The following is a 23027-nucleotide window of genomic DNA, read 5'->3' on the forward strand; positions in this document are numbered from 1 at the left end:
GCGCGATAATTAACCGAATTCAACGAAATTCTACGAAAGTAAGAGGTCGTCATGAGCAAAGAAATTAATACCCAGGTGGTCGTACTCGGTGCGGGTCCTGGTGGCTATTCAGCAGCGTTTCGTGCAGCTGACTTAGGTTTGGAAACCGTTCTTGTTGAGCGTTACAGCACCTTAGGTGGTGTGTGTTTGAACGTAGGTTGTATTCCATCAAAAGCCCTATTGCACCTTGCCAAGCATATTGAAGATGCGAAGCACATGAGTGCCGAAGGTGTGGAGTTTGGCGAGCCTAAGATCGACCTCGACAAAATTCGCAAGCACAAAGAAAAAGTTATTGGCCAATTGACCGGTGGTCTGGGCCAAATGTCGAAGATGCGTAAAGTGAACGTCGTCACTGGTAACGGTGAGTTCGCGAGCGACAAGCAACTAAAAGTTACTGACGCAGATGGCAACGAAACTATCGTGAACTTTGAGCACGCGATCATCGCTGCCGGTTCGCAGTCAATCAAACTACCTTTCGTACCTCATGACGACGAGCGTGTTTGGGACTCAACTGCTGCGTTAGAGTTGCGTTTCGTACCTGAGCGTATGTTGATTTTGGGCGGTGGTATCATCGGTTTGGAAATGGGCTGTGTGTACAGTGCTCTGGGTTCAACCATCGACGTGGTTGAAATGACCGATCAGTTGATTCCACCTGCTGACAAAGACATCATCAAGCCGTTCATGAAGAGCATCAAAGGCAAGTTCGATAACATCATGTTGAACACCAAAGCGGCCAAAGTTGAAGCTAAGAAAGACGGTATCTACGTTACTTTTGAAGGCGACAAAGCGCCTGCTGAGCCAGTGAAGTATGATGCGGTCTTGGTTGCTGTTGGCCGTGCGCCAAACGGTGGCAAAGTCGGTGCTGAAAATGCTGGTGTTAACGTTTCTGAGCGTGGCTTCATCGAAGTTGATAAGCAATTACGCACGAACGTAAGCAACATTTTCGCGATTGGTGACCTTGTGGGTCAGCCAATGCTGGCACACAAAGCTGTGCATGAAGGTCATGTTGCGGCTGAAGTTATCGCTGGTAAGAACCATTACTTCGACCCTAAAGTTATTCCTTCAATCGCTTATACTGAGCCAGAAGTTGCATGGGCAGGTTTAACCGAGAAAGAAGCGAAAGAGCAAGGTGTTGAGTACGAAGCAGCTGTGTTCCCATGGTCAGCATCAGGTCGTGCAATTGCGCAAGGCGCAACCGACGGTATGACCAAGTTGTTGTTCGATAAGAACAATCGCATCATCGGTGGTGCCATGGTGGGAACCAACGCGGGTGAATTGCTCGGTGAAGTCTGTCTTGCCATTGAAATGGGTTGTGATGCAGAAGACATCGCACTGACCATTCATGCGCACCCAACCTTGCATGAGTCAGTTGGTCTTGCGGCAGAAGTGTTTGAAGGTTCAATCACTGACTTGCCAAACAAGAAAGCGAAAAAGAAATAAGCAAACTGTTCAATAAGTAATAGTTTGTAACGAATAAACACCGCGGTAGCGCAAGCGCCGCGGTGTTTTTGTTTGTATCACGCGCAACGATGAATTATGGTAATGAATCCAAATTCGTTGTTAGTTGCTGGTTGTTTGCTGCTTGAAAAAGCCAAAGATAAAAGCGAAGAAAAAGCCTTTTGGGATTGAAAGTTTGGGTTTGCTATTAACAAGCAACAAGCAACAAGCAACAAAAACTGTTTTCGAGGAAATTATGCGCAATGTAAGTACTTTAGCCCTAAGTGTCGCTTTGGCACTAGGCGTCGCTGCCTGCTCACCGCAGCAGTCTACCACTACTGAAACGAGCGCTGCCGCAGAAGCGCCGCAGCAACAATTGACCTCAGGTCTTGATCTGAATGACTTCAACACCAGTGTGCGTCCACAAGACGATCTCTTTACCTATGTGAATGGTGCTTGGGTTGAGCGCACTGAAATCCCAGCCGACCGTTCGCGCGTGGGCTCATTCAACGAATTGCGTGATGAGAACCAAGAACGTTTACGTAAGCTGATTGAAGAAGCTGCAGCAAGCTCACCTGAAGCTGGTTCAAATGCTGCGAAAATTGGCGATTTCTTTAACAGTTACATGGACGTTGAGCGTTTGAATAAGCTCGGCTATCAACCGATTGCTGAAGATTTACAAGCGATTGCTGCGTTACAAAACCACGACCAAGTGGCCGCGCATTTCGCACAAATGGCACGTTTTGGGATCAGCTCACCTTTTGGTTTTTATGTGTATGCTGATGCGAAAAACCCTGACGTAAATACGATGTACATGTCGCAGTCAGGTCTTGGCTTGCCAGATCGTGATTACTATCTGAAAGACGAAGAGAAGTTCGTTGAAATTCGTAACGCGTATCAAGCCTATATCAAAGATATTCTCGCGCTTGTGGATTATGACGGTGCCGAGCAAGCCGCTGAGCAAGTGTTAGCACTTGAGACGCAACTGGCGGAAATTCAGTGGAGCCGAGTTGAAAGTCGTAACGCCGATAAGACCTACAACAAAAAGACCATGGATGAAGTTAAAGAACTACTCGGTAGCTTTAACTTAGGCGCCTATACCGAAGCGGCAAGCCTTGCCACCGTGCAAGACGCTGTAGTGCGTCAGCCATCGTACTTTGAGAGCTTTGGTAGCATGTTTGACAGCGTGCCATTGGAAACCTGGAAGCACTATTTAAGCCTGCGTTTGGTCAATGGTTTCGCGAATGCGTTGAGCGAAGAAATCAATGACCGTCGCTTTGAGTTCTACGGCAAAGTACTGAATGGAACCCCAGAACAAGAACCGCGCTGGAAGCGTGGTGTTGGCGCTACTGACAGTGCCTTGGGTGAAGTTTTAGGGCAGCTATACGTTGCTGAGTACTTCCCACCAGAAGCCAAAGCACGGATGGAAACCTTGGTCGATAACCTCATCAAAGCTTATGGCGAGTCAATTAAAACTGGCGATTGGATGAGTGAAGATACCAAGCAAAAAGCCTTGGAAAAGCTAAGCAAGTTTACGCCATACATTGGTTACCCAAGCGAGTGGCGTGATTACTCAGCCCTAGAAGTTACCGGCGATGATTTAGTTGGCAACTACAAGCGTTCTTCAGAGTTTGATTACCAAGAGTCGATTGAGAAAATTGGTGAGCCAGTGAAAGAAGAGGACTGGGGTATGACACCGCAAACGGTGAATGCTTACTACAGTCCAGTACGTAACGAGATTGTGTTCCCAGCAGGTATTTTGCAACCACCATTCTTTAACATGGATGCCGAAGACGCGGTGAACTATGGTGGTATCGGTGCAGTCATCGGTCACGAACTTGGCCACGGTTTTGATGACCAAGGTTCAAAATATGACGGCGACGGTAACCTGCAAAGCTGGTGGACTGACGCCGACCGTGCAGCGTTTGATGAGCGTGGTGCGAAGCTTGCCGCTCAATACGACAGCTACGAGCCGATTGAAGGCGTGTTTGTGAATGGTAAATTGACCCTTGGTGAAAACATTGGTGACCTTGCCGGCTTAACCATTGCTTACAAAGCTTATGTTGATTCACTCGGTGGCCAAGAATCACCTGTACTCGATGGTTACACTGGTGAACAACGTGTCTTCTTAGGTTGGGCACAAGTATGGCAAACCAAACAACGTGATGAATTCACGCGTAACCAAGTGTTGAGCGACCCTCACTCACCAGCGTTCTACCGTGTGAACGGTACAGTGGTCAACGTTCCAGCCTTCTATGAAGCGTTCGACGTGAAGCCTGGCGATGAATTGTATTTGCCGCCTGAAGAACGCGTGACTATCTGGTAAAAAGTAGGTTACACTGTCGGCATGACTATCATGATTCGTATGCTTATCATCATTTTGCTACTGGCGCCGTTAAGCGCGCCAGTAAGTGCTGCTGCGCCTATGAGCGACGCGGCAATGATGCATCATGCAATGGATCAAGACATGCCGGCAGGGCATGATTGTTGTGAGGACCAAGTCGCGTCCAACACAACAGGTGAGCCTAGCCTGCAAATGTTTTGTGATGGCAGTTGTAGTGACTGCCAACACTTCTGTAGTACCACTGCTTTGCTACCCAGCTTGTCAGTGAGCCTTCCTATTGCTGACCAACGTACGTGGTCGTTACTCCCTCTAGCGATTATTTCGCGTCAGGACCGTCTCGAGCGTCCACCTATGCCTGCAAACATCTGATCCCTTTTTTCAGTTTGTTTTTTGCAGGAGTAATTTATGTTTTTACAACGCCTTGTTTTGGGCTTCGCAATCATTGCATTGCTGACCACGACTGTCTTCGCACAAGATCACAGTGACCATAGTGATCACAGCGAACACACCACCACACAAGAGTTAACCGCCGAAAGTGCTGTTACCGCCGCACTTAATGATGAGGCTGAGGTTCAATATGTGTGCCCAATGCACAGTCATATCGTCCGTGACCAGCCTGGTTCATGTCCGATTTGCGGCATGGACTTAGAACCGCAGCAGCCGACCCAAGAGATCCATGTGGAAGTGAGTGGGCAGATGCAGCAAAACCTCGGTATTGTTACGACCGAGGTTCAGCACACCACACTATGGCGCTATTACCCAACACTTGGCACGGTGCAGTGGAACGATGATGCGCGCTGGCACGTCCATCCGCGGGCGGCGGGTTGGTTAGAGCAACTGGCTGTGCGTAGTCTTGGGCAACAGGTTGCACAAGGCGACCTGTTGTATAGCATTTACAGCAAAGAGTTAGTGGTCGCCCAGCAGGACTTTTTACAAGCCTTAGATGCCGCTGCGACTTTATCCAAGCAGCAAGCCGCGCGGTTGTTGCGTGACGGGCGTTTGCGTCTCGAACTGTTAGGCTTTACCCAGGCACAAGTCAACGAGCTTGAGCAGAAGGGTGAGATTTTCTATCGTCTGCCGGTCTATGCCAAGCAGGCTGGAGTGGTGACCAATTTGAATGTCGCCGAAGGCATGTACGTTGAACCAGGCACCGAACTGATGACCTTAACCAGTGCTGCTGACGCATGGTTGATTGCCGATGTGCCAGAGCGCTACAGTGATTGGTTAAGTGTCGGCGCGCCGGCCGATGTGACGCTGCCGCAAGCTGGACTCAATGCATATGAAACCGAGGTCGACTACATTTACCCTGAGTTAGATGCTACGGCCCGTACCCAACGGGTGCGCATCAAGTTGCCACAAGCCATTGACGGGCGACAGCTGCAGGTTGGTATGCAAGCTAAAGTCGAATTGTATGGTGGCCCTAAACGAGATGTTTTGGCGGTACCGGTGAGCGCGTTGATTCTGACTGGCGCGAGCAATCGTGTGATTGTGCAAACGGCAGAACAAACCTTTGAGCAACGTGATGTGCATGTGGGCCTGGTGGTCGGCGAACGCGCTGAAATTTTACATGGCCTTGAAGCCGGCGAGCGCATTGTGACCTCTGGCCAGTTCCTCTTGGATTCTGAAGCTAGCCTGAAAGCCAGTCGTTTAGGTGGTGGTCAACCAAGTGGAGGTGGCCATGCTCACTAAGATTATCGATTGGAGTTTAAAAAATCGCATTTTGGTGCTGCTTGCAGCGCTATTTGCCGCATGGTTGGGCTGGCGGGCGATGACCAGCACGCCGCTGGACGCTATTCCAGATTTGTCCGATGTACAGGTGATTGTGAAAACACCTTACCCTGGGCAAGCACCACAACTGGTCGAAGAGCAGGTGACATGGCCGCTGGCAAACCTGATGCTAGCGGTACCGGGCTCGACAGAAGTGCGTGGCTTTTCGTTTTTCGGTGACTCCTACTTGTACATTTTGTTTGAAGAGGGCACTGATATTTATTGGGCGCGCAGTCGCGTGTTGGAATACTTAAACCAAGCTGCTGAGCGTTTGCCGGAGGGGGTAACGCCACGACTTGGGCCGGACGCCAGTGGGGTCGGTTGGGTGTTTCAATACGCCTTAGTGGACCGTAGCGGCCAGCATCACCTCGGTGAACTGACGAGCCTGCAGGATTGGTTCTTAAAGCAAGAGCTGCAAAGTGTTGAGGGGGTCGCGGAAGTTGCGACTGTGGGCGGTATGACGCAAGCCTATCAAGTGGTGATTGACCCCTATCGGCTAGAAACTTACGGACTCACCTTTGGCCAAGTGCAAAACGCGATTGTTAGTGCCAACAAAGAAGTCGGCGGCGGTATTATTGAAATGGCCGAAGCCGAGTATATGGTGCGCGGCACCGGGTATATTCAATCGTTGGATGATTTGCGCGAGCTACCTTTGCCGCTTCGTAGTGCCGCGGGTAACGCGATCACACTTAGTGATGTGGCGACCGTACGCCGTGGACCACAAAGCCGTCGCGGCATTGCCGAGCTTAATGGTGAAGGTGAAGTGGTCGGTGGTATTGTGGTGATGCGCCATGGTGAAAATGCGCTGGCCACCATTGAGCGCGTGACCGAAAAACTGAAAGGTCTCCAACAGGGCCTGCCGGACGGTGTCGAGATTGTACCAACCTATGATCGCTCAAATTTAATTCATCGTGCGGTGGATAATCTAACGACCAAGTTGCTTGAAGAAATGGCATTTGTCGCCTTGATCACTGTGCTGTTTTTGCTGCACATGCGTTCCGCGTTGGTTGCCATTATCACTCTACCGCTAGCGGTGTTAATGAGCTTTATTGTGATGCGCTGGCTCGGGATTAACGCCAATATCATGAGCCTAGGTGGTATTGCTATTGCCATTGGCGCCTTGGTTGATGCAGCGATTGTGATGGTTGAAAATGCCCATAAGCATCTGCAACATTACCGTGAGGAACACGGCATGGAACCTAAAGGTGAAGCGCATTGGCAATTGATCCGACAGGCGACGGTGGAAGTCGGGCCGGCGTTATTTTTGTCGCTACTTATCATCACCTTGAGTTTTGTACCGGTGTTTTCGCTAGAAGCACAAGAAGGACGCTTGTTCGCTCCGTTGGCGTACACCAAAACCTTTGCGATGGCGGCTGCCGCGTTATTGGCCATTACCTTGGTGCCGGTGTTGATGGGATACTTTGTCCGCGGCAAGATTATTAGTGAAGAAAAGAATCCGCTGACGCGCGTGCTTATCTGGATCTATCGACCTGTGCTGCGTGGCGTGTTGGCCTGGCCTAAACTCACCGTCGTACTGGCTGTTGCGGTCGCAGTAAGTGGTTACTACCCGCTGAGTAAGATGGGCAGTGAATTTATGCCAACCATGCATGAAGGTGATCTTTTGTATATGCCGACCACCTTGCCTGGCATTAGCCCTGCGGCTGCCGCGGAATTGCTGCAACGTACGGATCGGTTGATTATGCAGGTGCCTGAAGTTGAGCGCGTCTTTGGGAAAACTGGACGCGCGGCAACCGCGACGGACCCAGCGCCGTTGACGATGCTCGAAACCACCATTCAATTAAAACCTGAAAGTGAATGGCGTGAGGGCGTTACCGTTCAAGACGTGATTGCCGAACTTGATGCGACAGTGAACGTACCTGGTATTACCAATGCGTGGGTGCAGCCGATTAAAACGCGGATTGATATGTTATCGACGGGCCTCAAGACGCCATTAGGACTGAAGATTGCAGGGCCTGATTTAACTGAAATTCAGCGTATCGGCAGTGATCTCGAAGAGCGTTTAAGTGGGCTTCATGGCGTCTCTTCAGTGTTTGCAGAGCGTCCGGCCGCAGGGCGTTATTTAGAGATCCGCCCGCGCTTGGCCGAAGCCGCACGCTATGGCGTCGACCAAGCCAGTATTCAGCGAGTGATTCAGTTTGCCATTGGTGGCGCTGCCATTGCGGAAACCGTTGAAGGTACCGAGCGTTACCCTATTGTGCTGCGTTTTCCACGTGAGCTACGGGATCATGTCGAGCGCATTAAACAGCTTCCGTTGGTAAGCGCGGAGGGTGCTTGGCTGACCTTAGAGCAGGTTGCCGATGTTAGTGTCACGGATGGTCCGGCGATGGTACGTAGTGAAAATGCTCGTCCAACGGGTTGGATCTTTGTCGATGTCGCCGCAGGTACGCCGGTGAGCGACGTGATTGCCGCTGCAGAGCCAGTCCTCGCAGACTATACGCTACCAGCACGGTACTCGTTAGAGTGGTCTGGTCAGTATGAGTCGATGGAGCGCGTCAACGCGAAGTTAAAGCAAGTGGTTCCTGCGACCTTAGTGGTGATTTTGGTGTTGCTCTATCTCACCTTCCGCTCGTTTAAGCAGGCGGTATTGATCATGGCCACTTTACCTATCGCGATTACCGGCAGCCTTTGGTTCATTTGGGCGCTGGGTTACAACTTATCTATTGCCGTAGGGGTGGGGATGATAGCGCTTGCCGGTGTGGCAGCCGAGTTTGGGGTCGTCATGCTGCTTTATCTCAACAATGCTTGGCAGGCACGTAAGCAGCGCACGCGAGCAACGCTCTATGACGCCATTGAGGAAGGTGCAGTGTTGCGGGTGCGGCCAAAAGCGATGACGGTAATTACCATTATTGCTGGTTTGCTTCCTATTATGCTGACGCACGGCACGGGCAGCGAGGTGATGCAACGTATTGCCGCGCCAATGATTGGCGGGATGGTGCTGGCACCATTGTTGTCGCTGTTGGTGTTACCGGCGGTGTACTTGCTTTGGCACCGCCGGCAGCTGGATTAATTAGAGGGGTGTTTGTGGTGCTGAGGTACGCGCATAACCAGCGCGTACATTACCGGCACCACAATCAAGGTCAGTAGCGTGGCGAAGCCTAGGCCAAACATAATCACCACGGCCATGCTGACGAAGAAATCATCGAACAACAGTGGCACCATCCCCACAATCGTGGTGATGGCTGCCATGAATACCGGCCGCACACGACTGACAGCCGCATCTTCAAGGGCCAGCAATGGAGGTTTGTTGGCAGCTAGCTCGACCCGGACTTGCTCCAAGAGTACCACGCCATTTTTTAGCAACATGCCCGACAAGCTCAAGAAGCCAAGCAGTGCCATAAACCCGAAGGGTTGCCCGGTCAGCCATAGGCCTAGGGTCACCCCAATAATACTTAAGGGCACTGTGGTCCAAAGCACGCCTGCCTGACGCATTGAGTTAAACAGCAAGACGGTGATAATGAACATCACCAAAAAAGCCAGAGGTAAGGCGATAAACACCGCCGCTGTGGCTTTTTGAGAGGCTTCAAACTCTCCGCCCCAATGCAACTCGTAGCCTTCCGGCAGTGGGATGGCCTCAATCTCAGGACGTATGCGCTGTAATACCATGGCTGCGGTTTCTGCACCGAAAATATCATGATCGGCCATGACCGTAAGGGTACGTTTGCGATCGCGTCGTAAGATCAAGTTGTCCTCGGCGATCAGCTGCATGTCGCTGACCACTTGGGCCAGCGGAATATTTTGTTGCATGGCTTGGGAGTAGAGTTGGAGTTCTTCCCAGTCGGAAATATTGCGACGTTCGTCAAGTGGCGCCCGTACGACGATAGGTAAGAGCTCTGTGCCATCACGAAAGACACCTACGGTCTGTCCGGTAAAGTTCCGTTGTAACACCGCATTCACGTCAGCTTTGGAGATCCCCAAGCGTCGGGCTGCGGCTTCATTGAATACCGGTTGCAGTACTTTGGTACGTTGGCGCCAGTCATTGCGTAAGTTATGAATGCCAGGGTCTTTCGCCATGATGGCTTCGGTTTGATGCGCTAACTGTTGCAGCACCAAGGGATCTGGACCGCTGAATCGAGCTTCGATTTTAGCGGTTTGAGCAGGGCCCATTTCAATCGGTGCCAACTTGAATTCGACATCTGGCTGCTGGGTAGCAAAATACGTTACCAAGGTGTCATTGACTTCGTGCAGTGCTTCAAGGTCATCGGCACGCAAGATCAGCTGCGCATAGCTTTCGTAAGACTTTTCTACCATGTAGGTGAGAATAAAGCGCGGACCACCGCGACCTATGGTACTGGCGATATAGTTTAACTGTGGATGCTGCTCGGCCAAAAATGCCTCCACCTTAGCCACTTCCTGCGCCGTCGTACGAATGTCAGTACCTTGTGGGTACCACATATCAACGAACAGCATGGGCGTGGTTGAGGGCGGAAAGAACGATTGCTTAATGGTGGTAAAACCTAGCATCGCAACGACCAACAGCGCACTGAGGCAGAGCATAGTGAGTTTGCGCCACTGCAAGAACTTTTGTAGCAGCGAACGATAGCTTTTAAACACCCAGTGGTCGTAGACATCATCGTCATCAGTTTGCTCTACAGCAGTGCGCGCGCGGGCATCTTTTCGGAACAGTATATTGCCCAGAAACGGCGTCAGGGTAATCGCTGTGAACCAACTTAAGAACAATGAAATGAATAATACCCAGAACAGTGAATTAGCGTATTCACCACTGGCATCTTTGGAAAGCCCGATGGGAGCAAACGCGATCACGGCAATGGCCGTCGCCCCCAGTAGGGGCCAGATATTTTGTTGGACAATTTCGCTGGCCGCTTGCATACGTGAGAGGCCACGGCGGATACCGACCAGCATCCCTTCTGCGACCACGATAGCGTTGTCGACCAACATTCCGAGCGCAATAATTAAGGCACCGAGCGAGACACGCTGCAGCTGAATATCCATCAGATACATGAAAATAAAGCTACCCAGCACAGTAATCAGCAGCACGCCACCAATTAAAACGCCGCTCCGCAGCCCCATGGTGAGCAGGAGTACGACAACCACAATGGCGACTGCCTCAGCCAGGTTGAGTAAGAAGTTTTGCACCGATTGGTCAACTTCTTGCGGTTGGTTGTAAATGTAATGCCATTGCATACCGACCGGTTGGGCATATTTGAGCTCGGCGAGGCGTTGTTCGACCCGAGCGCCGACTTCGACCACGTTCACGTCATCGCCAAAAGAGATACCAAGCCATAGTGCAGGCTTGCCATCAAAACGCACCAGATGATCTGGGATTTCTTTATAGTCACGGCTGACGCTAGCGACGTCACGTAATAAGATCCGCTCATCAGCACCGGGGTTACTGATCATCAGGTTGGCGAGGTCTTCCACGTTGGTGAACTCACCGGTGGTTTGCAGACGAATACGCTCACCGCCACTGAAGACACGGCCAGCGTCACTGACCGCATTTTGTGTCTGCAATAGATTGATGACTTGTTGGGGGGGAATACCTACGGTGGCAAGTTTCGTACGTGAGATTTCGACCACAGCTTGTTCTTGCTGTTTGCCATCTACAGTAACTTTACCGACGCCCTCAACCAGCACCAGCTCACGACGTAAAAAGTCGGTGTAACTCTTAATGTCTTCGTAGCTGTAGCCGTCGCCAGTAATCGCAATCATCATGCCAAACACATCGGCAAAATCATCCTTTACCAGCGGTTGTTGGGCCCCTGGAGGGAGCTGACGCGTGACGTCATTGACCTTGCGGCGCAGCTCATCCCATACTTGTGGCATGTCTTTTGCGCGTAGCGTCGCTTCCATGTCGACCGTGATTTGGCTCAACCCCGGTTTGGAAATGGAACTGATATGGTCAATATTACCGAGTTCTTGAATGGCATTTTCAATCCGGTAGGTCACTTCCTCTTCGACCTGTTGTGCATTTGCTCCAGGATACGCGGTAATGACCATAGCTTTTTTCAACGTGAATTCTGGATCTTCAAGACGACCAATCGAGCTGAGCGCGATCACGCCACCAACCAGCAGCAGAATTAACAGCAGCCAGCTGGTGGTACTACGGCGAATACTATAACGTGCAATATCCATTAGAGGCCTCGCTCCTTCACCCATGGACGCACGCGTTGCTGTTCTGTCAACGCATGGACACCGGCAACGACGATTTGCTCACCGGCTTCAAGTCCGGCGCTGACTTCAATGCTCGACTCCGTGACGACACCAAGGGTGACTTCGCGTTGGAACACGCGTTCCTGCTCGCTGTCGTAGACCCACACGCGGTGAGGGTTTGCGGCACTGGTGGTGGTGGCCGAAAAGATGGCTTGGGTGGGGACGAAAATACCATTTTGTGTCCGGGTTGATACCTCCAAGGTGTCGACGCGGACGGTTGCTGACATGCCAGGAAGCACATTAAAATCTTGTGGGGTTGGCATGGTAAAGACGACTTTGTAGGTATTGGTTGCCGGATCCGCCGTTGAATCCCATTCTTTTACCGCGGCGCGGAAGGTCAGCTCAGGGCGAGCGGAGAAAACTACCTCCGGCTGATAATCCAATTTATGTTGAACGCGGGCAAACAATTGTTCTGGTACCCGAATGCTGATGTCGATGGCACCATCCATTTGTAAGGTGACAATCGGCTTTTGTGGTTGGACCGTTTCAAAAGGTTCGACAAAGACATTCGCGATGGTGCCTGCGAAAGGCGCGCGGAGCTCACTGTAGCGCAAGTTGGCGCGAGCGGTCTCTAAGCTGGCGCGAGAGACTTCAAGGTTAGCTTTGGCTTCGTCGAATTGCTGTGGTGATACCACCCCTTGCTCGACTAAGTTTTTCATCCGCTGGTACTGGGCATCGGCAAGCTCAAATCGTGCTTGCGCTTGGTCAACGACCAATTGAAAGTCAGTCGGATCAAGTTTGGCGATAAGATCACCTTCTGCAACAAGGGTCCCTGCTTGTTTGGCTGGAAAGGCGACAATCTCGCCGCCGACGCGAAATGCCACTTGTGCGACTTGTGCAGCTTCGATGACAGCAGGGAATTCACGGTAACGTTGCTGATCGGTGGCGCCGACGGTGATCAGCTTCACGGGTTGTACAATGTCTTGCGCTGGCCCTGTTGTTGGCGCGGCGTCGCATCCGGCGAGGCTGAGCAGGCTCGCAGCTAAAAAAAGTGTCCACTTCGTCATATGTTGTCCTTACCCTATCATCGCGCGAAAAGTCTGCTGTAAGTTTAGCTGGAATAGATGTAAAGTAATACTTAATAAAAGTTAAAAACATCATAAGTATTTCTTATGTTTATTGTCGGTGCGTCTAACCACCCTAGGTGACATCTTGATGAAGCTAAGTCAGCTTGAAATGCTTATCCTGCTTGCCGAGCACGGTTCGGTGCAGCAGGTTGCCGAACACACGCACCGTAGCCAAGCTGCTGTTAGTATGGCGCTAAAAAGCTTGGAACGCGATGTTGGTTTTCGCTTATTTGATCGTAGCGGCTACCGCTTGGCGTTATCGCCTCATGGACAACAGTTTGTCCGCCAAGCTCGCGAGGTCGTACGCCAACAGCAGCGCTTGGCATCGCTTGCGCAGCAATTGCAAGCTGGTGCGGAACCGCAGTTGCGCATTTCCTATGACTATACCTGCGCACCGAGTGTTCTCTTTCCTGCCATTCGAGCGATGCAGACAGCATTTCCCGCCACTGAGTTGTTGCTAAGTGGTGACTCGCAGCTGCGTAGTTTGCGTCGCGTGAAAGAGGGCGAGGTTGAGTTGGCGTTGTGTCCTTGGTTACCGGTGTTTTTGCAACACGGTGACTTTGAGTCGATTCGGGTCCGGCCGTTTGAGCTCGTTGCTGTGAGCACCCCCGCGTTAATTTCCAAAGAAAGCTTACTTGAGCTCCAACGCAGCCATTTACTCGATATTCCTATGTTGATTCCGCAGGACCAAGATGTCGGCATTGATTTGGATAAAATTATGCGCTTACCCGGTCAGCGTCGCATTCGGGTGAATGACTCCATTACCCAGCGTGAATTGCTACTAGCTGGCATGGGGTGGGGGATTGTGCCAAAAGATTTGGTAAAAGAAGCTCTGGAGCGTGGTGCGCTCCAGAGCATCGATATTCCTGGCTTCATGACTGAGGTCAGTCTTGAAGTGCGCTTAATTCGCTCGGCTGAGCGTATCGCTGGCCCCGCTGAAGAAGCGATCTGGCAACATTTCGCTCACCGCAGCGAGTTGCGCCGCAGCACGTAGCTCGTTGTGGCTGCGCAGGAGGTCACGTCGTGACGCTGAGCGTGTGTCGTTACGTAAGTTGTGCATAATCGACGCTTGTGCAAGTTCTAGGTTGTGTTCAATGCTACCCACATAGTTTTCTGGACGGTAAACGTAGGTATAAACCTGCTGTGCTTGCACTTCTGGTTGACGCTCTGCGTGTTCTGTTTCTTGGGTTGTCGCTGATGCAGTTGCAGTGAACAAAGCTGCAATACTGGCACAAATGCATGCGATCGTAGTGCGTGTTTTCATAATTAGGCCCTCCCGTGTGACCTGCACTAAAGATAGTCGACAGATGTAAAAGGTTTATGTCGCCCGGAGGTTATTTCGCAAGCAACTGTAAACAAGTGTGTATGTGCAGTAGAAACAGGAAGATAACTGGCGAGCTATTCATCGCATTTATGCCAAAGATTACTATCTATAAGCTCTTATGAATTTTAATTCGCAGCTAAAACCCCTATAATTGCGCGACATTTTTAATCCGCATAATGAAAGAGGTAACCCGTGCTGCAAGATTATCGTAAGCATGTTGAAGAACGTGCCGCAGAAGGCATTCCACCGAAGCCACTCACAGCCGATCAAGTTGCTGATTTGGTTGAGCTATTAAAGAATCCTCCAGCAGGGGAAGAAGCCTTCTTGGTTGAACTGCTGTCTGAGCGTGTCCCACCGGGCGTTGATGAAGCTGCTTACGTAAAAGCAGGTTTCTTGTCGGCCTTAGTGAAAGGCGAAACCTCAAGCCCTGTCTTAAGCAAAGAACAAGCGGTGAAACTACTGGGCAATATGCACGGTGGTTACAACATCGAAACCTTGGTGAGCTTGCTTGACGATGCAGAACTTGGTGAGCTTGCCGCGCATGAGTTGAAGCACACTTTGTTGATGTTCGACGCCTTCCATGACGTTGAAGAGAAAATGAAAGCTGGCAACGCGTTAGCTAAAGAAGTTGTAGAGTCATGGGCTGCAGGCGAGTGGTTCACCAGCCGCAATGAAATGCCTGAGCAAATCAAAGCGACGGTATTTAAAGTTACTGGCGAAACCAATACTGACGATTTGTCACCAGCACCTGATGCATGGTCGCGTCCAGATATCCCGTTGCATGCCAAAGCCATGTACAAAATGCCTCGTGAAGGTGTGACTGACGCTGCTGCACAAATTGCTGAGCTGAAAGAAAAAGGCCACCCAGTCGCTTTCGTAGGTGATGTTGTAGGTACAGGTTCTTCACGTAAATCAGCCACTAACTCAGTGTTGTGGTTCATCGGTGAAGATATGCCGGGCACGCCAAACAAACGTGCTGGCGGTATCTGTATTGGTGGTAAAGTTGCACCAATCTTCTTCAACACGATGAAAGACGCTGGCGCGTTGGTGTTCGAAGCTGACGTTGAACAAATGAACATGGGTGATGTCATCACCATTTATCCTTACGCTGGCAAAATTGAAAATGAAGCTGGTGAAGTGATTGCTGAGTACGATTATGCGTCACGCGTTATCCTTGATGAAGTGCGTGCCGGTGGCCGTATCAACTTGATCATCGGTCGCGGTTTGACTGAAAAAGCGCGTGAGTCGTTGGGCCTAGGTCCATCAGATTTGTTCTTGAAGCCTGAACAGCCTCAAGATAGCGGTAAAGGTTACACCTTAGCGCAGAAGATGGTGGGTAAAGCGTGTGGTATGGAAGGCGTGCGTCCAGGTACATACTGTGAGCCGAAGATGACCACCGTAGGTTCACAGGACACTACTGGTCCTATGACACGTGACGAATTGAAAGACCTTGCATGTCTAGGTTTCACTGCTGATTTGACGATGCAGTCGTTCTGTCACACTGCAGCTTATCCGAAGCCGGTGGACATCGAAACACAACACACCTTGCCTGACTTCATCATGAACCGTGGTGGTGTGTCATTGCGCCCAGGTGACGGTATCATCCACAGCTGGTTGAACCGCATGTTGTTGCCAGACACCGTAGGTACAGGTGGTGACTCACACACGCGTTTCCCGCTCGGTATTTCGTTCCCGGCAGGTTCAGGTTTGGTTGCTTTCGCAGCTGCAACAGGCGTAATGCCGTTGGATATGCCTGAGTCTGTATTGGTGCGTTTCAAAGGCGAAATGCAACCAGGTATCACCCTACGTGACTTGGTACACGCAATTCCTGCGTTTGCTATCAAAGAAGGTTTATTGACCGTTGAGAAACGTGGCAAGAAGAACATCTTCTCAGGTCGTATTCTTGAAATCGAAGGTTTGAACCACTTAACTGTTGAGCAAGCATTCGAATTGTCAGACGCTTCTGCTGAGCGTTCAGCAGCAGGTTGTACCATCAACTTGTCAGAAGAGTCAGTGGCAGAATACTTACGTTCAAACATCACTATGTTGCGTTGGATGATCAACGAAGGCTACGGAGATGTGCGTACCCTTGAGCGTCGTGCGCGTAAAATGGAAGAGTGGTTGGCGAATCCATCATTGATGCGTGCCGATGAAGATGCAGAGTACTCAGCTGTGATCGAAATCGATTTGGCGGACATCAAAGAGCCAATCGTTTGTTGCCCGAACGACCCTGATGATGCGAAATTCCTTAGCGAAGTTGCTGGCGACAAAGTTGACGAAGTATTTATCGGTTCATGTATGACCAACATTGGTCACTTCCGTGCGGCGGGTAAATTGCTTGAGAAGAACACCGAAGAGCTCAACACGCGTTTGTGGATTGCTCCACCAACAAAAATGGATGAAGCTCAATTGCGCGAAGAAGGTTACTACAACATCTACGCGAACAATGGTGTACGTACCGAAATGCCAGGCTGTTCACTGTGTATGGGTAACCAAGCACGGGTTGAGCCAGGTACAACAGTACTTTCAACCTCAACGCGTAACTTCCCGAACCGTCTAGGTGATGGTGCGAACGTTTACCTGACCTCTGCAGAACTTGCTGCGGTAGGTGCGATTCTAGGTAAATTGCCAACGCCTGCGGAATACATGGAATACGCAGCGGACATCAATGCGATGGCTGGCGAAGTTTATAAGTACTTAAACTTTGACCAAATGGCTGACTTCCGTGCCGCTGAAGAAGCTGCCAAGAAGAACATCATTGCGAGCTTTGATGTTGCGTAACTAGAGCGACATCGTGCGTTCCGAAAGGCCAGTAAGTGCGAACTTACTGGCCTTTTTTATAGCTGTTGTAAACGTGGGTGCGGGCGCTCGGTATAGAGTTGTGATAACAAAGCGGCGAAAAATGGCACGTTGAGTTGTTGGTTGATCTGTTCGGTATGCGAAAAATTGGCCTTGGCATTGATTTCGATGAAGCGCGCTTGGTGATCAGGAGTGAACAACAGATCGATGCCTAATAGGCCAAAAGCCGTCACCGAACTGGCGTCTAAATAGTTTTCCAATGCCGGTTGAAGGCGTTGCAACGCAGCACGAATGCCCGCAAGTTTTTGTGCAGCTTCGGGAAGTTCAGCAATACGTGTCATTTTGACGGCGCCATCGGCAAGGTGATAGCCAGCGTGATCGACCTGACTGGCATGATCGGTCGCTTGCGCTTGGTAGGGGACGCCATGAATCATGACAAAACCATCGTCAAATAAGTAAAGTCGCTTATTGTGCACAAAAACATAGGCTCGCGCGGTATATTTCCGTCCGTCGATAAGATCGATAGGGGTCACCTGCTGTTGAATGAAGTGGTGTTTGGCTAAGTGATGCTTGGCGAGTTGCGCTGTCGTTAGACAAGTAATGCCTTTGCCCGCGGTACCGTAAGTTGGTTTGATAAACCAAACAGTATCGTCTTCAGGTTCGCTCGCGAGGGCATCTGCGACGGAAAAGTAACTGTTTGGAAAGACATTTTCTATGGCATGTTCAGCGACCTTACGTGCCACTGAAGCTTTATTGTCGTAGTCTAAAATGGTCTGATAGTTCAGTAACTGAAACCAGTGTGGTGCGATGGATGGATTGATGCCGTAGTAGAGGTCCCACAAGCTGAACGGGCGCAACTGTTGATAGAACAGGAGTTGCCCTTGGATCGATTGAAACGCTTGGTGGACAATTGTTTCAGCGCGATTGACGAGGATCTGTTGTGGCAATGGCATATTTAACCCATCGTTGGCACGAATTAAAAAAATGACTAGAAACTTCTACTAACTTAACAGAAAATATATGTGAGTCTATTCTATGGGTTAATAGCAACTCGGTCGCTTGTTAGCTCAACTTTCCATTAGCACAGAAGCACAGAAGGAATTACAACATGGAACCTGTTCAAGAAACGATCGTTGCCGGAACAGCAACTAAAGAAGAGCGCACTTACTCAATGCTGATGCATTTATCACAGTTCTTGGGGCTTTTAATCCCATTTGCTGGTTTTATTGCGCCATTGGTCATGTGGCTGATCAAGAAAGATGAAAGCAGCTACATCGATGCACAAGGTAAAGTGGTGATGAACTGGGTTATCTCAGCACTTATCTGGGGTATCATTTGCTTTATCCTGACCTTTGTTCTCATTGGCGCTTTCTTATTTATCGCGCTGGGTATCTGTCACATTGTTTTCACCATCATGGGTGCGATTCGTGCCAACGATGGTGTGGTTCAGAACTATCCTCTGACCATCAAGTTCTTCCGCGTTTAAGCTCGGTTGACCGATTAAAAAAGCCGCTCTTGAGTACAGTACATCAAGAGCGGCTTTGTTTTATCTGCGGGTTGGCTTAGGCTTGCTGTTGCGCTTGCGCGTCAATCCAATCACGAATCTCTGTTTCTAAAACATCCAACGGAATACTACCGTTTTTCAAGACTTGGTGGTGGAATTCACGCAAATCAAAGTCTGCGCCCAGGGCTTCTTCAGCTTCGGCACGTAACTGACGGATCAGCATTTCGCCGAGTTTGTAAGAAAGCGCTTGACCCGGCCAGGTGATGTAGCGATCAATTTCTGTTTTGACGTTATGCAAACTTAGCGCCGTGTTGGCTGCCATAAAGTCCATCGCTTTCTCACGACTCCACCCCATGGCATGCATGCCAGTGTCGACGACTAAGCGGGCAGCACGCCACATTTCGTAGCTGAGACGACCAAAGTCACTATAAGGGTCTTGATAAAAGCCTGCTTCTAGGCCCAACCATTCTGCGTATAGCCCCCAACCTTCGCCGAAGGCTGAAATATAGGTTTGCTGGCGATAGCTTGGTACGCCTTCCAATTCACGCGCGAGCGCGCCTTGTAGGTGGTGGCCTGGCATGGCTTCATGCAAGGTCAGTGCTTCAAGTTGATACAACGGACGACGGTCCAGAGCATAGGTATTGACCCAGTAAAAGCTCGCACGATCTTCGCGGCCGGTGCCGGCATAACGACCGGTGGTGTACTTCGGTGCGATTTCCGCTGGTACCGGAGCGACGCCATAAGGTTGACGTGGCAAGTGCTTAAAGAATTTAGGTAATTCACCGTCCATGCGCTTGGCGATATAGGATGCTTCTTTCAGCAACTGTTCTGCCGAAGTTGGGTAGAAGCGCGGATCGGTACGCAAGAAGTTGACGAACTCCTCGAAACTGCCCTCAAAACCTGTCTTTTCAATCACTAACTGCATTTCGTTACGAATGCGCGCAACTTCAGCTAAGCCACGTTGATGAATTTCTTCCGGGGTGAGGTCAAGAGTCGTGAAGTGTTTGATCCGATTTTGGTAGTAAGCATCGCCGTTGGGTAGCTCGCTTGCCCCGATACTATCACGGCTGTTAGGTAAGTACTCCATGACCATAAAGTCAAAGTAGTCTTGATAGGCCGGAACAATGTTCGTGTCGATAGTGGCACGCGCTTGTTGCTGCAACGCTTGCCATTGTGCGTCGGTTACAAAGTGTGGCTGTTGTTGCAAAGGTTCAAAGAACACACTTTCACTCGGATCTTGCACAATGAATGCGGCAATACTGTCTTCAAACCCCTTCATAGCGGCTTTAGGTTGCGTGTAGCCTTCACGAAGCGCACGCTTTAACCACTGGGTCTGCTCGCCAAGGTACTGTGGAATGGTGCCAAGCTTGGTCACGTAATTTTGATAATCTTGATAGCTACGTAGCGGCGTATTCCGCACCATGAACGATAGTGAGCTATGGAACCCACCTTCAGCATTGAGTGGCATGTAATGCTCATGATAGTCGAAACCGTCAACCTGATTTTGTAGACGATAGGTGAGCATGCGCCAGTTGATGTACTCTTGTCGCGAGAGGGCGTCGGTATTGATGCGCTTCAATTCGTTGAGCCATTGGCGTTGCTGCTCAGCACGGGCGTGTAGCGCTTCAGCGGTCATACTTGGTAAGGCTGTGGCTGAGTTTTCGCTGCCTGCAGGGCGTTGCATGCCTTGCCAAATGCGTTCTGCCATCGCGGTAAAGCGTTGATCTTCCGAGACCGCAGGAGACGTTGCTTGCGGTGCTTGCGCGCTTGGTGTCGAAGATGAAGCACAGCCGCCGAGCAGCAAGGCTACCGAAGCTGCGACCAGTGAGGCTGAGAATCGTTGCGATCGTCCCATAATAACTCCGTTTAAATTATGATTTTTTTCGGATAATTTTTGCTAAACTGACGAAACATTGTAGGGCAGCGCGAGAGAAGCGCAAGCGGCTTGCGATTAATGCGCAGGCATCGTCGAGTAACGACGCAGCGGATCAAAGAGAGGACGCATGGCACGAGCACAAAAGGGGATTTATGCTGAGCCAAACTTGCATGGCTTAACCTTAATGTTAAACGTCATGACTGATGATGTGGTTGCAGTGCGACGTAAACTAGCGCGGGTGCCGGCGTTGCTCGAAGAGTTAGACGAACGTTTCTCCGAAGCACTGCTCACGGGCTACGTTGCCATAGGTTGCGATTACTGGGACATTTTGTATCCCGAACAACGACCCAGCCAGTTGCGTCAATTTCCTGATTTACGTGATGGTGATCGTCACGCGCCGCGACACTCGGTAGACTTAATGCTGACGTTAAGGTCGGATCGCTTTGATGTGAATTATCATTGCGCGCGAGCGGTGCTTGAGTGGCTCGGACACGATGTCGAATTGGTGGAGCAAATTCCGACGTTTCGGTTTATGGATGGACGTGACCTCACCGGTTTCGTTGACGCTCCAGAAAATCCACGCGGCATGCGCCGCCGTCAGCTGTCACTGATCACGGCTGAAGAAGATCCTGCCTTTGTCGGCGGTAGTTATTTGTTCGTGCAAAAATTTCGCCATGACTTGCGGCGTTGGGAGCAGTTGACGCAAGAGATGCAGGAGTTTGTCATTGGTCGGAAAAAGCTCACCAGTGAGCGGATCAGTGAGGCTGTGGTGCAAATGGTCACGCATGCGCAAAAGACACAGTTACTAAACGCGCAGGAACAACCTTTACAGATGCTGCGGCAAAATATGCCGTGGGGCGACATGCGTGAGCAGGGGCTACTCGCGATGTATTTCAGTGCGCAACCGCGCGATGTCGTATTTTGGCTAAAACGTCGCTATATCGCTGATGACGAGGGCGACTACGATCCTTTACTGGACTACACAGAAGCCTTAAGTAATGCGACGTTTTTTGTGCCTTCAGTAGATTTTTTAGCGGGCTAACCCACGTTTTCAAACAGCTCGGTGACTTTTTGCAAGGTAAAGTCGATATCGGAGACTTTTACGGGCGCGATAAAAATCGTGTCATCCCCAGCAATAGTGCCGAGTACACCTTCTTTTTTACCGACCGAGTCGAGCAGGCGCGCAATTAATTGCGCCGCCCCGGGTGAGGTGCGAATAATGACCATCACATCATTGTGCTGAATATCCAAAACAAGTTGTGCTAATGGCGCGCGGGTTGAAGGAATGCCCAGTTCAGGTGGTAAGCAATACACCATCTCTTGCCGCGCATTGCGGGTGCGGACCGCACCATATTTACTCAGCAGACGTGACACTTTAGATTGGCTAACGTTATCGAAGCCAAGCCCCTTCATGGCTTCTACTATCTCGCTTTGCGAGCCGTAGCGCTCTTCTTTAAGCAGTGCTTTGAAGGTGTCGATCATGTCATCTGGTTTCACATTCGCCATGGTGGTGTCACGCCTTATTGTTCTTGTTGGGTCGATGCTCCTCAAGGGAGAAAAGTAAGTCTATCGTAAATCGATTGAAACGCCTAGCCAGCGCATGTTTGGTTGTAATTTCGGCGTTTTTGCAGTAGTCTTTCGGCACCAAAATTTCCCCACATAAATGGATGGAGTCTGAGATGAAAGTTGCAGTTTTAGGTGCAGCTGGCGGTATCGGCCAAGCACTATCTTTACTTTTAAAAACCCAATTACCTGCTGGTTCTGATTTGGCATTGTATGATGTTGCACCAGTCGTTCCAGGCGTTGCTGTTGATCTTAGCCACATCCCGACAGCGGTAAGCGTAAAAGGTTACGGCAAAGACGACCTAGCTTCTGCATTAGTGGGCGCTGATATCGTATTGATCCCTGCTGGTGTGCCACGTAAGCCTGGTATGGACCGTTCGGACTTGTTCAACATTAATGCTGGCATCGTCGCGAATTTGGTTGAAGCCATTGCAGACAACTGTCCAGACGCTTGTGTTGGTATTATCACTAACCCAGTGAACACCACTGTTGCCATTGCCAAGCGCGTGCTTGAGAAAAAAGGCGTGTACAACAAGAACAAATTGTTCGGTGTGACCACCCTTGACGTGATCCGTGCTGAGACCTTCGTTGCTGAAGTTCACGGTAAGAACCCAAGCGAAGTGAAGGTTCCTGTCATTGGCGGCCACAGCGGTACCACTATTTTACCATTGTTGTCACAAACAGGTTTGAGCTTCTCTGATGAGCAAATCGAACAATTGACGCACCGCATTCAAAACGCTGGTACTGAAGTTGTTGAAGCGAAAGCTGGCGGCGGTTCTGCAACCTTGTCGATGGGTCAAGCAGCGGCACGTTTCTGTTTGTCGTTGGTGAAAGCGTTGCAAGGCGACAACAGTGTTGTTGAATGCACCTACGTTGAAACCGATGGCCAAGATGCATTGTTCTTTGCGCATCCAGTACGCTTAGGTAAGAACGGTATTGAAGAAATTCTTTCTTACGGCGCGTTAAGTGCATTTGAAGAGCAAGCGAAAGCAGCGATGCTAGATGGCTTAAAAGGTGATATCCAAACAGGTTTGGATTTCGTCAAATAAGCATGCTTGCGAAGCGTTAGTGTACGCCGGGTTGCTGTTACTCAGCACCCGGCGTTTTAGTATTTGCAC

Annotated in this window: 16 protein-coding genes; 10 read left to right on the forward strand and 6 right to left on the reverse strand. The window is 50.4% G+C overall.

Annotated features, from left to right (window positions below; genetic code table 11):
- Nucleotides 1-51 precede the first annotated feature (51 nt).
- The 5 genes from lpdA (at nucleotide 52) to G535_RS0107515 (ending at nucleotide 8615) form a co-directional block, all read left to right on the forward strand.
- Nucleotides 52-1479, forward strand: coding sequence for a dihydrolipoyl dehydrogenase (lpdA, locus tag G535_RS0107490; protein ID WP_026861497.1), 1428 nt, complete (start codon nucleotides 52-54; stop codon nucleotides 1477-1479).
- 253 nt (nucleotides 1480-1732) lie between these two features.
- Nucleotides 1733-3802 carry a M13 family metallopeptidase gene (locus G535_RS0107500; protein WP_026861498.1) on the forward strand — a complete coding sequence of 690 codons (2070 nt, stop codon included), beginning with the start codon at nucleotides 1733-1735 and terminating at the stop codon, nucleotides 3800-3802.
- 21 nt (nucleotides 3803-3823) lie between these two features.
- Nucleotides 3824-4189 carry a hypothetical protein gene (locus G535_RS0107505; RefSeq protein WP_026861499.1) on the forward strand — a complete coding sequence of 122 codons (366 nt, stop codon included), beginning with the start codon at nucleotides 3824-3826 and terminating at the stop codon, nucleotides 4187-4189.
- Between the two features lie 36 nt (nucleotides 4190-4225).
- On the forward strand, nucleotides 4226-5509 hold the full coding sequence (locus tag G535_RS13200) for an efflux RND transporter periplasmic adaptor subunit (protein ID WP_051207035.1): 1284 nt from the start codon (nucleotides 4226-4228) through the stop codon (nucleotides 5507-5509).
- Nucleotides 5499-8615, forward strand: a complete 3117-nt coding sequence (locus tag G535_RS0107515) for an efflux RND transporter permease subunit (RefSeq protein ID WP_026861500.1) — start codon at nucleotides 5499-5501, stop codon at nucleotides 8613-8615. Before G535_RS13200 ends, G535_RS0107515 begins: the two co-directional genes overlap by 11 nt.
- Here the strand turns inward: G535_RS0107515 and G535_RS0107520 are convergent.
- Together G535_RS0107520 and G535_RS0107525 are read right to left on the reverse strand one after the other, a co-directional pair.
- Nucleotides 8612-11698 carry an efflux RND transporter permease subunit gene (locus G535_RS0107520; protein WP_026861501.1) on the reverse strand — a complete coding sequence of 1029 codons (3087 nt, stop codon included), beginning with the start codon at nucleotides 11696-11698 and terminating at the stop codon, nucleotides 8612-8614. The two genes, G535_RS0107515 and G535_RS0107520, sit on opposite strands and share 4 nt — an antisense overlap.
- Complete coding sequence (locus G535_RS0107525) at nucleotides 11698-12783, reverse strand: efflux RND transporter periplasmic adaptor subunit (RefSeq protein ID WP_026861502.1); 1086 nt, start codon at nucleotides 12781-12783, stop codon at nucleotides 11698-11700. The genes G535_RS0107520 and G535_RS0107525 overlap by 1 nt, the downstream gene beginning before the upstream one ends.
- 148 nt (nucleotides 12784-12931) lie before the next feature.
- Here G535_RS0107525 and G535_RS0107530 point away from each other — a divergent pair, with 148 nt between their 5' ends.
- Nucleotides 12932-13837: a LysR family transcriptional regulator gene (locus G535_RS0107530; RefSeq protein ID WP_026861503.1), complete on the forward strand. Its 906-nt coding sequence runs from the start codon at nucleotides 12932-12934 to the stop codon at nucleotides 13835-13837.
- Here G535_RS0107530 and G535_RS14160 read toward each other — a convergent pair.
- A complete protein-coding gene (locus tag G535_RS14160; RefSeq protein ID WP_126775155.1) occupies nucleotides 13745-14107 on the reverse strand; it encodes a hypothetical protein in 363 nt (120 codons plus the stop codon). The two genes, G535_RS0107530 and G535_RS14160, sit on opposite strands and share 93 nt — an antisense overlap.
- Nucleotides 14108-14359: 252 nt before the next feature.
- Here G535_RS14160 and acnB point away from each other — a divergent pair, with 252 nt between their 5' ends.
- A complete protein-coding gene (gene acnB / locus G535_RS0107535; protein ID WP_026861504.1) occupies nucleotides 14360-16948 on the forward strand; it encodes a bifunctional aconitate hydratase 2/2-methylisocitrate dehydratase in 2589 nt (862 codons plus the stop codon).
- A 56-nt stretch (nucleotides 16949-17004) separates the two neighbouring features.
- Here acnB and G535_RS0107540 read toward each other — a convergent pair whose 3' ends face one another.
- The gene (locus G535_RS0107540; RefSeq protein WP_026861505.1) at nucleotides 17005-17919 is read right to left on the reverse strand and encodes an ATP-grasp domain-containing protein; all 915 of its coding nucleotides are present in this window, start codon (nucleotides 17917-17919) and stop codon (nucleotides 17005-17007) included.
- A gap of 155 nt (nucleotides 17920-18074) precedes the next feature.
- On the opposite strand from G535_RS0107540, the gene G535_RS0107545 reads away from it, so the two are divergent.
- Complete coding sequence (locus tag G535_RS0107545) at nucleotides 18075-18452, forward strand: DUF4870 domain-containing protein (RefSeq protein ID WP_051207041.1); 378 nt, start codon at nucleotides 18075-18077, stop codon at nucleotides 18450-18452.
- Nucleotides 18453-18528: 76 nt separating this feature from the next.
- Here the strand turns inward: G535_RS0107545 and G535_RS0107550 are convergent, their stop codons facing one another.
- A complete protein-coding gene (locus G535_RS0107550; protein WP_051207048.1) occupies nucleotides 18529-20325 on the reverse strand; it encodes a DUF885 domain-containing protein in 1797 nt (598 codons plus the stop codon).
- A 148-nt stretch (nucleotides 20326-20473) separates the two neighbouring features.
- Between G535_RS0107550 and G535_RS0107555 the strand changes: the two genes are divergently transcribed.
- Nucleotides 20474-21388: a Dyp-type peroxidase gene (locus tag G535_RS0107555; RefSeq protein WP_026861508.1), complete on the forward strand. Its 915-nt coding sequence runs from the start codon at nucleotides 20474-20476 to the stop codon at nucleotides 21386-21388.
- On the opposite strand, the gene argR is transcribed toward G535_RS0107555, so the two are convergent.
- Nucleotides 21385-21852, reverse strand: a complete 468-nt coding sequence (argR, locus tag G535_RS0107560) for a transcriptional regulator ArgR (RefSeq protein ID WP_026861509.1) — start codon at nucleotides 21850-21852, stop codon at nucleotides 21385-21387. The two genes, G535_RS0107555 and argR, sit on opposite strands and share 4 nt — an antisense overlap.
- Before the next feature lie 173 nt (nucleotides 21853-22025).
- On the opposite strand from argR, the gene mdh reads away from it, so the two are divergent.
- A complete protein-coding gene (gene mdh, locus G535_RS0107565; RefSeq protein ID WP_026861510.1) occupies nucleotides 22026-22958 on the forward strand; it encodes a malate dehydrogenase in 933 nt (310 codons plus the stop codon).
- Nucleotides 22959-23027: the final 69 nt, after the last annotated feature.

The sequence above is a fragment of the Pseudidiomarina sediminum DSM 21906 genome (genome assembly GCF_000423165.1).
Taxonomy (GTDB): Bacteria; Pseudomonadota; Gammaproteobacteria; order Enterobacterales; family Alteromonadaceae; genus Pseudidiomarina; species Pseudidiomarina sediminum.

What these genes read in the sequence shown, in the direction of transcription:
- lpdA (WP_026861497.1), top strand. Translation starts at nt 52, where the DNA reads ATGAGCAAAGAAATTAATACCCAGGTGGTCGTACTCGGTGCGGGTCCT.
- G535_RS0107500 (WP_026861498.1), top strand. Translation starts at nt 1,733, where the DNA reads ATGCGCAATGTAAGTACTTTAGCCCTAAGTGTCGCTTTGGCACTAGGC.
- G535_RS0107505 (WP_026861499.1), top strand. Translation starts at nt 3,824, where the DNA reads ATGACTATCATGATTCGTATGCTTATCATCATTTTGCTACTGGCGCCG.
- G535_RS13200 (WP_051207035.1), top strand. Translation starts at nt 4,226, where the DNA reads ATGTTTTTACAACGCCTTGTTTTGGGCTTCGCAATCATTGCATTGCTG.
- G535_RS0107515 (WP_026861500.1), top strand. Translation starts at nt 5,499, where the DNA reads ATGCTCACTAAGATTATCGATTGGAGTTTAAAAAATCGCATTTTGGTG.
- G535_RS0107520 (WP_026861501.1), bottom strand. Translation starts at nt 11,698, where the DNA reads ATGGATATTGCACGTTATAGTATTCGCCGTAGTACCACCAGCTGGCTG.
- G535_RS0107525 (WP_026861502.1), bottom strand. Translation starts at nt 12,783, where the DNA reads ATGACGAAGTGGACACTTTTTTTAGCTGCGAGCCTGCTCAGCCTCGCC.
- G535_RS0107530 (WP_026861503.1), top strand. Translation starts at nt 12,932, where the DNA reads ATGAAGCTAAGTCAGCTTGAAATGCTTATCCTGCTTGCCGAGCACGGT.
- G535_RS14160 (WP_126775155.1), bottom strand. Translation starts at nt 14,107, where the DNA reads ATGAAAACACGCACTACGATCGCATGCATTTGTGCCAGTATTGCAGCT.
- G535_RS0107540 (WP_026861505.1), bottom strand. Translation starts at nt 17,919, where the DNA reads ATGCCATTGCCACAACAGATCCTCGTCAATCGCGCTGAAACAATTGTC.
- G535_RS0107545 (WP_051207041.1), top strand. Translation starts at nt 18,075, where the DNA reads ATGGAACCTGTTCAAGAAACGATCGTTGCCGGAACAGCAACTAAAGAA.
- G535_RS0107550 (WP_051207048.1), bottom strand. Translation starts at nt 20,325, where the DNA reads ATGGGACGATCGCAACGATTCTCAGCCTCACTGGTCGCAGCTTCGGTA.
- G535_RS0107555 (WP_026861508.1), top strand. Translation starts at nt 20,474, where the DNA reads ATGGCACGAGCACAAAAGGGGATTTATGCTGAGCCAAACTTGCATGGC.
- argR (WP_026861509.1), bottom strand. Translation starts at nt 21,852, where the DNA reads ATGGCGAATGTGAAACCAGATGACATGATCGACACCTTCAAAGCACTG.
- mdh (WP_026861510.1), top strand. Translation starts at nt 22,026, where the DNA reads ATGAAAGTTGCAGTTTTAGGTGCAGCTGGCGGTATCGGCCAAGCACTA.